At 50.9% G+C, this 15,547-nt stretch carries 13 protein-coding genes; all 13 read left to right on the forward strand.

All coding sequences use genetic code 11. The annotated features are described in order from the left end of the window. Positions 1–52 precede the first annotated feature (52 nt). Positions 53–1,423 (forward strand): sugar phosphate nucleotidyltransferase, encoded by a 1,371-nt coding sequence (locus tag AC0YN4_RS11505; RefSeq protein ID WP_475781608.1) that lies wholly within the window; start codon positions 53–55, stop codon positions 1,421–1,423. Between the two features lie 61 nt (positions 1,424–1,484). Then, a complete protein-coding gene (locus AC0YN4_RS11510) occupies positions 1,485–2,825 on the forward strand; it encodes a UDP-glucose dehydrogenase family protein (RefSeq protein ID WP_475835839.1) in 1,341 nt (446 codons plus the stop codon). Between the two features lie 39 nt (positions 2,826–2,864). Then, a complete protein-coding gene (locus AC0YN4_RS11515) occupies positions 2,865–5,789 on the forward strand; it encodes a chitobiase/beta-hexosaminidase C-terminal domain-containing protein (protein WP_475835840.1) in 2,925 nt (974 codons plus the stop codon). Between the two features lie 44 nt (positions 5,790–5,833). Next, positions 5,834–7,078: a sulfotransferase family protein gene (locus AC0YN4_RS11520; protein WP_475781611.1), complete on the forward strand. Its 1,245-nt coding sequence runs from the start codon at positions 5,834–5,836 to the stop codon at positions 7,076–7,078. Beyond that, positions 7,075–9,012, forward strand: coding sequence for an asparagine synthase-related protein (locus AC0YN4_RS11525; RefSeq protein WP_475781612.1), 1,938 nt, complete (start codon positions 7,075–7,077; stop codon positions 9,010–9,012). The genes AC0YN4_RS11520 and AC0YN4_RS11525 overlap by 4 nt, the downstream gene beginning before the upstream one ends. A gap of 205 nt (positions 9,013–9,217) precedes the next feature. Further along, complete coding sequence (locus AC0YN4_RS11530) at positions 9,218–9,349, forward strand: paeninodin family lasso peptide (protein ID WP_143111553.1); 132 nt, start codon at positions 9,218–9,220, stop codon at positions 9,347–9,349. Positions 9,350–9,422: 73 nt separating this feature from the next. Next, positions 9,423–10,373, forward strand: coding sequence for an aldolase (locus AC0YN4_RS11535; protein WP_475835841.1), 951 nt, complete (start codon positions 9,423–9,425; stop codon positions 10,371–10,373). A 2-nt stretch (positions 10,374–10,375) separates the two neighbouring features. After that, a complete protein-coding gene (locus AC0YN4_RS11540) occupies positions 10,376–10,678 on the forward strand; it encodes a lasso peptide biosynthesis PqqD family chaperone (protein WP_475781614.1) in 303 nt (100 codons plus the stop codon). Positions 10,679–10,715: 37 nt separating this feature from the next. Beyond that, a complete protein-coding gene (locus AC0YN4_RS11545) occupies positions 10,716–11,108 on the forward strand; it encodes a lasso peptide biosynthesis B2 protein (protein WP_475781882.1) in 393 nt (130 codons plus the stop codon). Between the two features lie 24 nt (positions 11,109–11,132). After that, the gene (locus tag AC0YN4_RS11550; protein ID WP_475781615.1) at positions 11,133–12,299 is read left to right on the forward strand and encodes a nucleotidyltransferase domain-containing protein; all 1,167 of its coding nucleotides are present in this window, start codon (positions 11,133–11,135) and stop codon (positions 12,297–12,299) included. Positions 12,300–12,367: 68 nt separating this feature from the next. Further along, positions 12,368–14,308, forward strand: a complete 1,941-nt coding sequence (locus tag AC0YN4_RS11555; protein WP_475781616.1) for an asparagine synthase-related protein — start codon at positions 12,368–12,370, stop codon at positions 14,306–14,308. Between the two features lie 29 nt (positions 14,309–14,337). Further along, positions 14,338–14,478: a paeninodin family lasso peptide gene (locus tag AC0YN4_RS11560; protein ID WP_143111554.1), complete on the forward strand. Its 141-nt coding sequence runs from the start codon at positions 14,338–14,340 to the stop codon at positions 14,476–14,478. 115 nt (positions 14,479–14,593) lie between these two features. Beyond that, positions 14,594–15,535 (forward strand): aldolase, encoded by a 942-nt coding sequence (locus AC0YN4_RS11565; RefSeq protein WP_475781617.1) that lies wholly within the window; start codon positions 14,594–14,596, stop codon positions 15,533–15,535. Positions 15,536–15,547: the final 12 nt, after the last annotated feature.

A 15,547-nucleotide genomic window follows, 5' to 3' on the forward strand; every position in this document is an offset into this window, starting at 1 on the left:
TAGCAGAGAGAGTTTGACTCACGTCAAACTCCCTATCATAGGAGGGACTATCATGAAAGTCGTATTGCTTTCGGGAGGATCGGGGAAACGGCTGTGGCCGTTGTCGAATGACGCTCGGTCGAAACAGTTTTTGAAAATCTTGAAAAAAGACGATGACCGTTTGGAGTCCATGATACAACGCGTCTGGGGACAAATCGGTGAAGCCGATTTGAGAGACCACACTTATGTTACGACGAGCAAACCTCAGGTTGAGATGATTCACAGCCAGCTGGGAAATGAAATTAACCTGATCGTCGAGCCAGAGCGAAGGGACACGTTCCCAGCCATCGCGCTTGCAGCCACCTATCTCTACTCGGTCGAAGGTGTGAGTCTGGATGAAGCGATTGTAGTCATGCCCGTTGACCCCTTCGTAGAAATCGGCTTCTTCCAGAAGCTGAAGGAGCTGGAGCATGCGCTTGCCAGCTCCGAAGCCGACTTAGCGCTGATGGGAGTGAAACCGACTTATCCATCAGAGAAATACGGGTATATCATTCCGAAGCAAAGCGGCGACGCCGCTCGCTCGTTCATGGATGTGCAAAGCTTCCGCGAGAAACCTAGCGAAGAAGAAGCCGAGGAAATGATCAAACAGGATGCGCTATGGAATTGCGGCGTATTCGCATTCAAATTGGATCTGATCATTAACATCCTGATCGTGAACGGGCTGCCGATTCAGTACGATGAAATGTTGAAGCAGTACAGCAAGCTGCCGAAGATCAGCTTTGACTATAAAGTGGTGGAGAAAGCGAATCGAATTGCTGCCATCCAATATGACGGGTACTGGAAGGATCTTGGCACCTGGAACACGCTGACGGAGGAGATTGAGACCTCTCTGATCGGCAAAGGCATCATTACGTCAGATTCGATCAATACGCATGTCATTAACGAGCTGGAAGTGCCGATTACGCTGCTCGGCTTGTCCGATGTCATTGTTGCGGCAAGCCCGGACGGCATTCTTGTCGCAGACAAAGCTTCAAGTCCGCGAATCAAGGATGTGATGAAGCATTCGGAGCAGCGCCCGATGTATGAAGAGCGGCGCTGGGGCCGCTACAGAGTACTGGATTACGTAACCTATCCGGATGGCCGGGAAGTGCTGACGAAACGGATCTTTATTTCCGAGGGAAGCAATCTGAGCTACCAATACCATAGTTTACGAGACGAGGTATGGACGGTGGTTGCCGGACATGGGGAGATGGTACTTAACGACCGGAGGTTCTCGATTAAGACCGGGGACGTGCTCATGATTCCGAAGGAGAACAGACATAGCTTGCGTGCACAAGCGGATATCGAAATCATCGAAATCCAAACCGGCTCGCAGCTGATTGAAGAGGACATCGTACGACTTGAACATGATTGGAACGAAATTATGCAGCTCTGCACGAAATAACGAAGCGAATGCTTACGAAAACTGCTGCGTTTTCTCCGAAAATTCGAAGGAGTTGTTGACTATGAACATCACGGTTATCGGTGCTGGATATGTAGGGCTTGTATCGGGAGTTTGTTACGCGGAGCTTGGCAACCAAGTCATCTGCGTAGACAAGGATCTAGCCAAGCTCGATGTTTTGCGAAGTGGAGCCATTCCTATATATGAACCGAGTTTGCAAGAGCTTTCGCTTAAAAATATGGCTGCCGGAAAGCTGAGCTACACGTCCGATCTGCATCGCGCGGTTCAGCTGTCGGATATTGTAATCATCGCGGTCGGGACGCCTTCCATGGCAAACGGCGAGGCGGATTTGTCTTACATCGATCAGGCCGCTGACGAAATTGCAGCAGCGATGAACGGCTATAAGATCATCGCCGTGAAAAGTACGGTTCCTGTCGGAACGAACGAACGCGTACGTGATCGGATCCGTAAGCTGACCAGTGAACGGTTCGACAGCATTTCGCTGCCGGAGTTTCTGAGAGAAGGTTCGGCCGTCCAGGATACGCTTCATCCGGATCGGATCGTCATTGGCGCCGACTGTCAAAGTGCGGCAGACACCATCGCTAAGCTGCATGCGCCGCTGACGGATCAAATCGTGATCACGGACATTCGCAGCAGCGAGATGCTGAAATATGCTTCCAATGCTTTTCTCGCTACGAAGATATCTTTCATTAACGAGATTGCGAACATCTGCGAGAAGGTTGGCGCAGACGTCACTCAGGTAGCCCAAGGCATGGGATACGACAACCGGATCGGTCATTCGTTCCTGAAAGCGGGCATTGGCTATGGAGGCTCCTGTTTTCCCAAGGATACGCGGGCACTTATCCAAATTGCCGGTCATGTCGACTACGAATTTAAATTGCTTCGTGCGGTAGTTGAGGTGAATCAGGATCAGCGGTTCAAAATGATCAGGAAGCTCGAAATGATATTTGACGGCAACCTGCAGGGCAAGACGATCGCTGTCTGGGGACTTTCCTTTAAACCGAATACCGACGACGTGAGGGAATCACCTGCACTCGAGATTGTCCAGCATCTGGTAAACAGCGGGGCTGCGGTGAAGGTTTATGATCCCATCGCGATTCCGAACTTCCGCCGCATGTATGGCGAGAACGGTGTCGTTTGGTGTGATGGCGCATTGGAGGCGGCAGCGGATGCAGATGCGCTCTGTCTGCTGACGGAATGGGATGAATTCATTCATGTGGATCTGAATCAACTGCAAAACGTGCTGCGTAAGCCTATTCTGATTGACGGACGCAATGTGTTCAAAGAGGAAGATTTGGCAGGAATGGCGTTTATCTACTATTCCATCGGCCGCCCGAGCTTGAATCAAGGCGTCAAGGAGGAAGTGCTGGCATTACATTACTAAAGGATGATGAGGGCCTTTATTGTGAGAAAAAATGCTTCAATGCTGTTGTTGTACGGACTGCTCGGCTGCTTGATTCCGTTAACCGCTACGGGGGATGCCGCTCCGCTTTCATACTTTGAGATTGAGATTGATCATCTTCGAGATTGGGAGCAGGTGTACAAGCATTCGGATACGCTCTTTCTGACGAAGACTCCGGGCGAAACCTCGGATTCGACCCGTGCGAAACGCGGCGGCTACTCCGGCGAGAACATCGTGTACAAGGCGGAAGGTTACCTCCGGTCCTTCGCGGTGTATACGTATTATCAGCCGAACGGGAGCAAGTCCTATGACCATCCGTCCTTTTACATCTCGAAGGATGGCGTGACGTATAACAAAGTCATTCCGGACATTCATGAAGAAGACGGCGAGTCGGTTAACATGGTGTACGAGTCGAGGCGGTTTCCGGCAGGTACGAAGTTTCTCAAAATCGTCTACCAAGGCAGCAGCATCGTCAGATCGCCCGCCATCGGGAAGGTCGTACTTAACGGCCCATCCACAGCGGATACCAGCGTGCCTTCGGGGACAGTGCCTTACGGCCGCATGGTCATGCTGAACCAAGGCGAGGAAGGTGAAACCATCTATTACACGACAGATGGCAGCGACCCCAGAACCTCGCTTACCCGCATGCACTATAGATCGCCAATTGCAGTTATCAATAATTTATTGCTTCAAATAACGGCTGTCGGTCATTCCAGTACGGGCCACTCGGCGGCAACCGGTGTATCGACTTATCGGTATGTGCCTGCGCCTCAATTGACGCCGCCTAGCGGGTTGATTGATCCGCTTGATAATTTCAAACTGCTCGCCAATCGTACCAATCTGTATGTGGCCAATAACGAACCCGGCTACTTCGATAACGACAAAGGCCGGCTCGCGCGTACGACAAGTGCCCCTGGCAGCATGGTGTACCATACGCCTTACGATATCAATTCGGTTTCAATCTACAGCAGCTTCTTCTCGGGAAATCCGATTGAGGAGCATCGCTTGTTGGTCTCGTCGGACGGCAAACAATACACGCAAATTCCCGTGTCGATTACCCCTGTCGGCTATCCGACCGGAAATTGGCAGCAATATGCGTATGAAGCTTCCGGACTCCCCGAGCATTCGAGGTATTTGAAGATTGTACTGCTTGGTTCGAAAGCCTGGTCGCCTCAAGTTTCGAAGGTCGTCATTAATCAGAATACGGCTTCCGTGAAGCTGGCCACCTCCCGAAGCGCGACATTGGTCAAGACCGAATTGACTTCGACTACCAAAGGGGCACGCATTTATTATCGGTTAAACAAAGGGCCGGATTTCGTGTATTATTCCAAGCCGCTCCAGCTCCAAGGGTATAACGTGCTGGAAACGTATGCGGTGAAAGACGGCTTGCTGCCTAGTCCGATCCGCAAATTCACGGTGAATGCGAGCAATGAAATCCTTGTCGATCGGTTCGGTCAGATGGAGGCTGCGAATTTCACGGGGAAGGTAACCAGCGAGAAGGAGTTGGCATCGGATGCGGCGGCGGATGCTGCTTATTATGACAGCCTGAAAGCTCCGGGAGGTCGTGACTCCTACGGCGGGCTGGCCGGCAGTGCGAAGAAATACAATTTGGCTGCCAAGGGTTACTTCGCGATCCAGCGGATGGGTGAACGCAAAGTGATGACGACGCCTGATGGGAACCTATATTTCAGCCTAGCCGTGAATGGTGTTACAGCCAATGAAACCTACACTCGGATCGCCGGGAGGGAGAAGAAGTTCGAATCCGTTCTCCCGAATCAAGGGGTCAACAAAAACGCTTATATCGGCAAGGATAACTATTCATTCTATGTGGCGAATGTTTTCCGAAAGAAAGGCGTGTTTCCGACCGAGCATGCGATCTACCAGGAGGCGGTATCTCGGCTTCCCAAATGGGGCTTTAACGGTGTAGGCAATTATTCGACCGAGAAATACGGCGAGGACGGCAAGCTTCCTTACGTGCGTATGCTGCCGCTTAATGGGATGGCATGGGCTAAGATCAATGGACTCTCGTTATTCGATATCTTTGCTCCGAATGCCGCAGAGCAGATCGATAAAGCATTCAAGAATGCGCTCACGCCAAACAAAAATGATAAGAATTTAATCGGTTATTTTATCGATAATGAATACGACTTTCACAAATTTTATACGAATGTGCCAAAGCTCAAAGCGAGCTCGGCTGCCATGAAAGGGAAATTGGTGCAGAGGCTGAAGGATAAGTATCAAACCATCAGCTCCTTCAACGCCAATTGGAAGACGACATTCAAATCCTTCGACGAGATGAAGGAGGCGGAACTGCCTGTTTCAACCTCCCAATCATGGCGCGATATGGAAGCCTTCTTCGACTATTATCTGGATACGTTCTTCGGAACCGTGTCACGTGCCTATCGGAAATACGATCCGAACCATCTCCTTCTGGGAGACCGATGGATTACGACAACGTTCCATAACGAGAAAATCAGCAGCGCGCTCGCCAAAGCGGAAGGCAAATACGTGGATGTCATCAGCATCAACTATTACACCTACAAGCTCGAACCCGATTTGTTGCAGAAAGTTTACGACCTCTCAGGCGGCAAACCGATTCTGTTCAGCGAATTCGGTTATGGAACAAGCGAGCAGGGGTTAGCGCCTCTCCTGCCAAATTCGGCAGTGAACCAATTCCAGCGGGGAATGCGCTATCGCAATTACGTGGAAGGCGCAGTCACGCTGCCTTATGTAGTCGGTGCACATGTATTCAATTACGTGGATCAAGCCGGACTTGGGAGATATTGGCAGGGCGAAGGAGGCGAGCATTACAACTCCGGCCTAATCAATGTTGCGGATCGCCCCTATAAGGACTATCTGAAGGCGATCATGGATACGAACTATGACATCTATAAGGTCATGCTCGGGGAGCGCGCGAAATTTTATTATGATTTCAATAAAGCATAAGCTTGCGGATGACTTCGCAATTCTTGCCTTGAAGGAGGTACACCTTGGTCGATTCGAGCGGCAACAACCTTGTTTTTCTACTCTGTACGCCGAGGAGCGGAAGCTCTCTGGCCACGGTTATGCTCCAAAATCACAGTAAAATGTTCGCTGCCCAGGAAATGTGGTTCTTGATGAGCTTATATGATCTGCAGTCGCCTCAGCGTCGCGCCTATGGCGGGACGGGCATCCTGAATCAATTCTATAACGGCGTTCTGCCTGAACACAGCTTCGAGCAGGCTTGCCGAGCATTCGCTCTCCAGGTATACAACGGCTTAATGCAAAGCAGTGCCGGCGCGGAGATGGTAATCGACAAATCGCCTCGGTATTATTATCTGCTGGAGTTTCTGGATGCACTGTTTCCGCAGTCTCGGCGGATTTGGCTCATCCGCAATCCTTTCGCGGTTCTCTCTTCCCATAAGAAGGTGAACGGTCAGCGTGGAACAAGCTTTAATATGAGGGAAGACATGAGGAATGGGAACTTCGATATGAAGATCGCTGACCTGACGATCGGATTGTTCCGTTATTTCCGCTATTTTGCTCAAACTAATCCCTTCACGCACCGGCTGTCCTACGAGAAACTGGTAACTAGCCCGAGAGAAGAGATGATTGAGGTTTGCCGCTTCCTGGGCGTTGCTTATGAAGAGGGGCTGGAGCAGTATGGGAACTTTAGAAATACGGCCAAGTCTGATTTGTACTTCAGCATGGGGGTAGGGGATCCGTTTGTCGCGAATCATTCGGAGGCGAATCAGGATTCCATCGCCATCTGGAAAGAGGTGCTGGACAAGCACGAGATCGAGATGTACGGCCGCGTGCTTGGGGCTCAAATCTTCCATGATCTGGGGTACAGCGAGGAGCTGGGCGAAGCGGAGAAGCTGACAGGTGTACGCTTCGAGCTTGAACCGGATTCGGAGTTGCTGGCCTTGTACACCAAGCATCTGACGGATGCGACGGGCTGTAGATGGGAAGCGGGTTATGAGATGCGAACCGAACCCAGTGCATCAGGGAGCTTGGTTATTCCGGACCAACACAATGACGAGAGATGGCTGCATCCGGAGGAGCTTCAGCTGCAGATGACGGTGCGCATGCTGGAGAAACGGTTGGAGAACAGTGCCAAAGAGCGCAGACAATTGAAATTGCAGCTGGACACCATGAGGCGAAAAGCCAATCGGTTGAAAATGCTGATTCCCTTCGGCAATCGCTTGTCCCAGCTTGCTTCGACCTACTTCAACAACAGCAGGCTGAACAAATGAGCGCCATTGTCGGTATTTATCAGTTTAATGGGCATCCGATCAACAACAGGGACAGCAGCGGAATGATGGAAGCCATGGAGCGATACGATGCCGATGATGTTCAAACGTGGACGAACGGTGCGGTATTCCTCGGCTGCCGAGCTAAGTGGATTACCCCGGAGTCGGTAGGGGAGCGGTTGCCCTATTATGACGCGGAGAGGAAGCTCGCTATTTCGGCCGATGCCATCATTGATAACCGCCGGGAATTGTTGGAGCTGCTGCAGGTTTATCCGGCTCATCGCAGCAAGATAACGGACAGCGAGCTTATTCTGCTGGCCTATCGGAAATGGGGGCGGAAGGCTCCGGAATATCTAATCGGCGACTTCGCTTTCGTGATCTGGGACATGGGGAAGCGGGAACTGTTCGGTGCTAGAGATTTGCTTGGACACCGCTCTCTCTATTATGTTCACGGTCGCGACCGGTTTGCCTTCGGTACGACGATTGCTCCGTTATTCGCTTTACCGGAAGTTGTCAAAGAGCTTCATGAGCCTTGGCTCGCAGAGTTTATGGCAATCCCGGAAATGTTCGAGTCTACCGATGTCACTTCTACGCCTTACCGCAATATTCAGCAGCTGCCGCCGGCCCATACGATTACGGTATCGGATGGACGTGTTTCGCTCTCTGGGTATGGCTCATTGGAACCGAGTTCGATGCTTCGGCTCACATCCAGTCATGAGTATGAAGAAGCATTCCGTGAGGTATTCGACGAAGCGGTGAGGTCAAGGCTGCGCACGCATCGTCAAGTAGCGGCAACGTTAAGCGGCGGTCTGGACTCCGGTTCTGTCGCAAGCTTCGCAGCACTTGCGCTGCGTGAGGAAGGGAAGTCGTTGTATGCGTACAGCTACATTCCAACCCGCGATTTCACCGATTGGACGCCGAGAAGCACAGAAGCGGACGAAAGCCGGTTCATCGAAGCCACGGTTCGCCATGTTGGCAATATTTCGCACCAAGCTATGGATTTCGAAGGCATCAGCCCATTCTCCGAAATCGACGAATGGCTGGATATACTCGAGATGCCTTACAAGTTCTTCGAGAATTCCTATTGGTTGAAAGGGATCCATGAGCGAGCCGGCGGACAAGGTGCAGGTGTTCTGCTCACCGGAGCAAGAGGGAACTTTACCGTTTCGTGGGGACCCGCTCTCTATTATTACGCGACGCTGCTAAGAAAGCTGAAATGGCTGCAATTCATGCGGGAGCTTCGGCTGTACAGCGTTAATAAAGGGATTAGCAGATCACGTTTACTATCCGTGATCGGCAAGCAGGCGTTTCCGATTCTGGATAAAGGTCCGCAGCAAGGCGGTAAGTCCGATATTCCGACGATGCTGATCCATCCCGATTTTGCCAGACGAACGGATGTGTTCGCCAAGCTACAGGAGAATCGTATTGGTGTGAATGGCTCTACGATCATCGATCCGCTGGAGCTGCGCAAGGAGAAGATGCAAAGCCTAGCCGTTGGCAACAAGAACGGCGCATCGGCAACGAAATTGTCCTTGCGTTACGGTGCATGGGAACGCGATCCAACCTGCGATCCCAGAGTCGTTCGCTTCTGCTTCTCGGTCCCGGTTGAACAGTATGTCCGGGATGGCTTGGATCGTGCGCTGATTAGAAGGGCGACGAAGAACTATTTGCCCGATGAGGTAAGGCTGAATCAGCGCATTCGCGGCATCCAGGGAGCGGATTGGGTTCACCGCATCATGCCTTCCTGGAAGCCGTTGACCGATGAACTTAGACAGCTCTGCTCAGACCCTATCGCGACCGGGTACCTTCACGTCGATCGAATCCGCAATGCGGTGTCTCGGCTTGGCGAATCCCCGCGTCCGGAACATGCTTTCGATCCGGAAATGAGAATGCTCATGCGCAGCCTGATCATCTACCGGTTCCTAAAACGATTTTAGATGAAGCAACTAAAAGTTGCGAAGGGGAGAAAGGGAATGTGCCGGAGAGTTTACGTGCCGGCTTTGATAGTGTGTTGTTACCTCCTAGTCTAATCCTAGAGAACACACAATCAACAGCGGCCGAAGGCACATCCCTGATCCCTGCAGCTCTACCTTTTAGATAGCTATAAAACTCGTTAACTCCTTTGAAAGGGGGTGAAAAACCATGACGAACAAAAAAGAATGGCAAGTACCGACTGTTGAAATGCTTGACGTAAGCGAAACGATGTATGGAAAAGGTATGACGAATATTGACTTCGTAACAACGGACGATATGGACATCTATAACCCGAGCTAGGTTCGGGTCAACGCCCTTATACAATCCGCGTACCGGATTGTATAAGGGATTTCTTATTATTGCCCTGAAAGGAGTGGTTGATCTGATATCTGCCAGTGAACACACGATATATAAGGCTTTCGGCATGCGGATATCGAGTGAAATACCGCTGCCTGAATTACCTTTGTCCGGTCCAATGAAGGAGCGGGAGTACCCGGATGTTTTCATTGAAGCGGCTAACCCAGACAAGCTGTGGGAGGACCTTGAGCTTGGCGGCAGCAATTTCTTGTACAAAGGCGGCCGATTCCTGTTCCTCATTCCGGAGACAGCGATTTATTGCATTGAAGATGGATATCGAATTACTGTAGCACCGCTTGCCGGCGCAGATCCGGAGAAGGTGCGTGTATATTTGCTCGGTACTTGCATGGGCGCGCTGCTCATGATACGCAATGTGCTGCCTTTGCATGGAAGCGCCATTATGTTAGGCGGCAAAGCCTATGCGTTTCTTGGCGATTCGGGAGCCGGTAAATCTACGCTTGCCGCTACTTTGGTAGGCATGGGGTATGAGCTAATAAGTGACGATGTCATCGCGGTTTCCTTTACAGACGAAGGCGGAAGGCTTGTCGTTATGCCGTCCTATCCGCAGCAGAAGCTGTGGCAGGAAAGTATCGATCAGCTGGGTCTGGCATCCGGGAACTACCAATCGGTTTATCGGGAAACGACGAAATATGCCGTACCGGTGCTTTCAAGATTTTGTAATGAGCCCGTCCCACTTGCAGGAGTGTTTGAACTGGTGAAGTCGGAATCAGAGGCAGCCGTTTCGATCAGACGGTTGTCCAATTTGGATCGGCTGCGTATCGTGCTGATGCATACGTACCGAAATATGCTGATTCCGCGACTCGGTCTAGAGCAGTGGCATTTCAAGGTTTCGTCCAGCATGGCTGATCAGGTTAACGTTTATCAGCTCATTCGGCCAACAGCCGGATTTACGGCGCATCACCTTGCATCTGAGATCATTCGTACCATTGAAGAAGGAGGCGTATAAACATGACGAACGTGAACTTGGCGGAACAACAGATTATCCAATCGCCGGGCAGCATTGTGAGTGACATGAACGGGGAGAAGGTGATGTTCAGCATCGATAGCGGGAAATATTACAATCTCGGCATGATTGGCGGCCGAATTTGGGAGCTCATCGCTTCACCGATTACGGCCAGCCAATTGGTAGACAAGCTCCTATTGGAATATAACGTTACACGGGCTGCCTGTGAGGAACAGGTTGACGCTTTCCTTCGGAAAATGCATCAGGAATCGCTGATCGAGGTTCGGAACCTTGAAGCGCATCGTTAGGAAGTTTCTCGCTCTGCCTGCGGAGAAGAAACGGTTCATGCTCGAAGCGTTCATCTACTTAGGCTGGGCACGTGTATTGAAGACCTTACCGTTCTCTCGGCTCGCGCCATCTTTGGGCAGACGTATGTTCGAAACGCCGCTCGCGCATGATCCGTCAACCGAAATGCCGATTCGCCAAATTGCTCAGGCGATCCAGCTGATGAGCCGTCATACCATCTGGGAAAGCCAGTGCATGGTCAGAGCGATCGCAGCCAAGAAAATGCTGAAAAGGCGTCAGATTGAAAGCACGCTCTATCTGGGTACGGCGAGGGATGAGCAGGGGAACATGATCGCGCATGCCTGGCTGCGCAGCGGGCCATTCTATGTGACCGGAGCCGAGGAAATGAAGATGTTCACGATGGTGGCTTCATTCGGATCTGACAAAACGTAAGGAAAGGAATGAAGGTGTCCCGTTATGGAGAACAATCGTACTCTGGATCTAAGCGCTTTTCCTGAAGAATTAAACATCATGCTGGCGTTCATGCAGATGAATGCCGATCAAGCGCAGCAATGGGGCAAACCATCGATGCCTGACATCGATTGGAATCAAATTCTGAAGCTGATCCGACATCATCGCGTCTATCCGCAGCTGTATTCGCAGCTGAAGAACAACAACGGGATTCCTGCCGATTTCTTGCAAGCCCTTCATCAGGATTACGGGAAGAATACATTTCAGATGCTCCGTTTAAGCGGCGAAATGGGCCTTGTGTGCAGCTCCTTTCAGGAGCGAGGGATTCCTTCATTAGTTCTTAAAGGACCGGTGCTTGCCGATCTGCTATATGGTGATGTTTCGCTCCGAACGTCCAAGGATTTAGACATTCTGGTCCCAATGGACGGTGTGGAGAAGGCAGAAGAGATATTGACCAAGCTCGGTTATAAGAGCGATAGTCATGCTCCGCGGTTATTCAATTGGAAGTGGAAGATGCACCATATCTCCTATACGCATCCGCAAACGAGGATTCAAGTGGAGCTTCATTGGCGTCTCAATTCCGACATGGGCAAAGAACCTTCATTCGAGGAGCTCTGGGAACGGAGAAGACGCAGTACTCTTACGAGGAATGAGATTTATATGCTAGGAAGCGAAGATCTCTTCATGTATCTGGTCTCGCACGGCGCCCGTCACGGCTGGTTTAGGCTCCGCTGGCTGGCGGATATTGATCGCTTGGTACGCCAAGGTGTAAACTTTGAAACGCTCAACTCGCTTATGCGACGCTATGAATGCCTTCAGCTTGGAGGACAGGCTCTAATTCTTGCTTCCGCACTGCTTGGCACGCCGATACCAAGCTCAACCAAACCGATGATCACTAGCAACCATCGCGAGTTGGCTCAACGTTCGCTCTATTTTATCCGGGATATCGTCGCTTTCTCGCCTGTGCCGAGCTCCCAAGAATTAGCCAAGACCTATAAACGTTACTTGTTTGCATTGAAAACGACCCGGCAAAAGTCGGTTTATATAGTTGGCCAATTATATCCCAGCTTCAGGGATACGGAGGCGATGCCGCTTCCGAAACAATTACATTTTCTATACTTTCCTTTAAGGCCGTTCGTCTGGTTATGGCGGCAAATGAGGCAGGAAGCTTAAAGGAATCCGGCCTATTCAAGTATGACATGACTGCACGTAGAAGAATGACAAGCACCTCGGAGGCAATCATGAGCGCAATTGCAGGTATTCTTTGTTACAACGAAGAGACTGTATCGATAGAGGATAGCATGAAGCTTATGCAAGCTTTGCAAAGATATCCGGCAGATGATGTGCAAACCTGGTATGGCGGGTCTGTATTTCTGGGATGCCATGCCCAATGGATTACACCGGAATCGGTTCATGAACGTCTGCCGTTCTATGATGAGCTAAATAAACTGGCCATTACCGCCGATGCGATCATCGACAACCGGGATGAATTGTTTAACCGGCTGCAGATTGATTATTCCCGGCGGAAAGGGATGACTGACAGCGAGCTTATTCTGTTGGCGTACTTGAAGTGGGGAAAGGAAGTCCCGCGCTATTTGATCGGCGATTTCGCTTTTGTCATCTGGGACGAGAAGAAGCGTCTTCTTTTCGGAGCACGCGACTTATTGGGAAACCGCACGCTCTATTATCAACGTCAAGAGCGGCAGTTCGCCTTTTGCACGGCGGTCAATCCGTTATTCGAGATCACCGGCGCCAGGAAGGAGCTTAATGAGTCATGGTTTGCAGAGTTTTTGGCCATTCCCATTATTCTCGATTCCGTCGACGTGAACGGGTCAGTATACCGTAATATCGAGCAAATTCCTCCGGCACACAGCTTTACGGCCCAGGATGGTAAAATGACGCTGGAGCAGTACGAGACGCTGGAAGCGCCCCGGGATCAGCTTCGGCTGAAATCAAACGGCGAATACGAGGAAGCGTTTCGCGATGTTTTTCAGGAGGCCGTAACATCGAAGCTTCGGACGTTCCGTTCGGTCGGCGCAAGCTTAAGCGGTGGATTGGATTCAGGCGCAGTCATCAGCTTTGCAGCTGACCCCTTGCGTAAGGAAGGGAAATCATTGCATACCTACAGTTTCGTTCCTTCGCCCGATTTCGTGGATTGGACTTCGAGAAGCATGATGGCCGACGAAAGTACGCACATTGGAGCCACGGTACGTCACGTAGGAAATATATCGCACAACGGCTTGGATTTTTCGGACAGGAACTCGTTCGGGGAAATCGACGACTTGGTCGGGCTTCTGGAAGCTCCTTATAAGTTTTTCGAGAATTCGTTCTGGATCAAAGGGATTCTTGAAAAAGCGCGTCAGGATGGGGTCGGCGTGCTGCTTACGGGCGCACGTGGCAATTACACCGTTTCTTGGGGACCGGCCATGGACTACTACGCCAAGCTTTTAAGGAAGCTGCGCTTGTTCCATTTTTACCGCGAGCTAAAGCACTACGGGAGACAGATGAATATCGGAAGATCCCGGCTGCTGCCCATTATCGCTAAACAAGCCTTTCCATTTGCGACCAGATCTTATTACGCCAAGGAACCGAAGAACGAAATTCCAAATCTCATCCATCCGGATTTGGCCGCAAGAACAAATGTCTTTGAAAAGCTTAAACACCATGACGTCGGCTTGGGCGGGGCTGCCTTCGATGAATTCGAAGCGAGAGACTATCAATTCAGAAATTTGGCAACCTCAAACCATCAAGGCACATCTGTAACCAAGTTTTCCCTGCGTTATGGCGTTTGGGAAAGGGACCCGACATCCGATCCGAGAGTGGTACGCTTCTGCCTGTCCGTGCCGATTGAGCAGTATGTACAAAACGGGATGGACCGATCACTCGTCCGGAGGGCCACCGAATCGTATTTGCCTGATGAAGTACGGTTAAACCAACGTATTCACGGCGTTCAAGGAGCGGATTGGGTCCATCGCATGATTCCGATATGGGGCTTATTTAACGAAGAACTTCGGAAGCTTTGCCGGGATCCGATGACCTCGCATTATTTGAACGTAGATCAAATCAAGGCATCGCTTGAGAAAATCGGCCGTGCGCCCAATCCGAAGCATGCATACGATCCAGATGCGAGATTATTAATGCGTGGCTTGATAGCTTACCGGTTCTTGAAGCAATTTACGTGATTGATTCCAATTGAAAGGGGGTGAAACATATGGAAAAGCAAACACGGAAAGAATGGCAACAACCAATGCTGGAAGTACTGGACGTAAACATGACGATGGGTGGACCTAACGGTGTATTCCCGGACAAGAACGGCAAGGGTTCCAACAAAGGGCACGCTTTTGAATCCTAAATGCACCTGATACGTGGCAAACCAATGGGCCCTTATACGAAGAAAAGCGTATAAGGGCCTCTTCAATTTTCTTCCTGATTATTTATAGCTACGCTACGAAATGGAGGTGTGGAAGATGAGCTCTGCTGCCAAACGAACGATTTATAGAGCATTTGGGCTGAAGATGGCAAGTGAAATCGCCTTGCCGGAGCTGCTTCGGGAAGAGGAACAAACATGCGAAGCGGATGTTTATATCGACAAGGATGACTTGGATCAAGCCTGGAACGAACGCAGCGGCAGTGACAGCGACGATTATTATGCTCTTGAAGGCGATGAACTAATGCTGAACATAGAAGGCACGGCCATTTACAGAGTCCGTGGAGGGAACCGGATCACCGTCTCGCAGACAATCGGAGCGGAGGATTCCGTTGTTCGGCTATATTTGCTCGGAACCTGCATGGGTGCGCTGCTGTTCCAGCGTAAGATGATGCCCTTACATGGAAGCGCCGTTGTCATTAACGGAAAGGCTTACGCTTTCGTCGGCGATTCCGGCGCGGGCAAATCCACCCTTGCTGCCGCCTTTCTCAAACGCGGCTATCCGCTTCTTACCGACGACGTGATTGCCGTAACGTTGAACCGCGACCGAGTCCCCGTCGTCATTCCCTCTTACCCGCAGCAGAAGCTTTGGCAGGAGAGCATCGACATGCTTGGGATGCAATCCGATCGTTATGTTCCGCTGTACGAGACCAAATATGCGATACCCGCAGCGTCAATGTTTTGCAAGGAGCCGGTCCCTCTGGAAGGTATCTTCGAACTCGTGAAGACGGACAGGAATGTCACGGAACTTCGCCATCTCCAAGGGCTTGAGAGACTTCCTACCATCCGATTTCATACCTACCGCCATTTTCTGATTCCTCAGCTTGGCTTGGATCAGTGGCATTTCTCTGCCTCCGTCTCGATCGTTAATCGTATTAACATGTACCAATTATGCAGGCCGGCTGAGAGATTTACTGCCAACGATTTAGTAAGCCGAATCCTGAATACGGTTGAAGAAGGAATATGGATTTCGCACGGATAGGGGGAAAAGAAA

Source organism: Paenibacillus sp. J22R3 (assembly GCF_056269305.1).

What these genes read in the sequence shown, in the direction of transcription:
- AC0YN4_RS11545 (WP_475781882.1), top strand. Translation starts at nt 10,716, where the DNA reads ATGCTCGAAGCGTTCATCTACTTAGGCTGGGCACGTGTATTGAAGACC.
- AC0YN4_RS11525 (WP_475781612.1), top strand. Translation starts at nt 7,075, where the DNA reads ATGAGCGCCATTGTCGGTATTTATCAGTTTAATGGGCATCCGATCAAC.
- AC0YN4_RS11550 (WP_475781615.1), top strand. Translation starts at nt 11,133, where the DNA reads ATGGAGAACAATCGTACTCTGGATCTAAGCGCTTTTCCTGAAGAATTA.
- AC0YN4_RS11505 (WP_475781608.1), top strand. Translation starts at nt 53, where the DNA reads ATGAAAGTCGTATTGCTTTCGGGAGGATCGGGGAAACGGCTGTGGCCG.
- AC0YN4_RS11555 (WP_475781616.1), top strand. Translation starts at nt 12,368, where the DNA reads ATGAGCGCAATTGCAGGTATTCTTTGTTACAACGAAGAGACTGTATCG.
- AC0YN4_RS11540 (WP_475781614.1), top strand. Translation starts at nt 10,376, where the DNA reads ATGACGAACGTGAACTTGGCGGAACAACAGATTATCCAATCGCCGGGC.
- AC0YN4_RS11560 (WP_143111554.1), top strand. Translation starts at nt 14,338, where the DNA reads ATGGAAAAGCAAACACGGAAAGAATGGCAACAACCAATGCTGGAAGTA.
- AC0YN4_RS11515 (WP_475835840.1), top strand. Translation starts at nt 2,865, where the DNA reads ATGCTGTTGTTGTACGGACTGCTCGGCTGCTTGATTCCGTTAACCGCT.
- AC0YN4_RS11530 (WP_143111553.1), top strand. Translation starts at nt 9,218, where the DNA reads ATGACGAACAAAAAAGAATGGCAAGTACCGACTGTTGAAATGCTTGAC.
- AC0YN4_RS11565 (WP_475781617.1), top strand. Translation starts at nt 14,594, where the DNA reads ATGAGCTCTGCTGCCAAACGAACGATTTATAGAGCATTTGGGCTGAAG.
- AC0YN4_RS11510 (WP_475835839.1), top strand. Translation starts at nt 1,485, where the DNA reads ATGAACATCACGGTTATCGGTGCTGGATATGTAGGGCTTGTATCGGGA.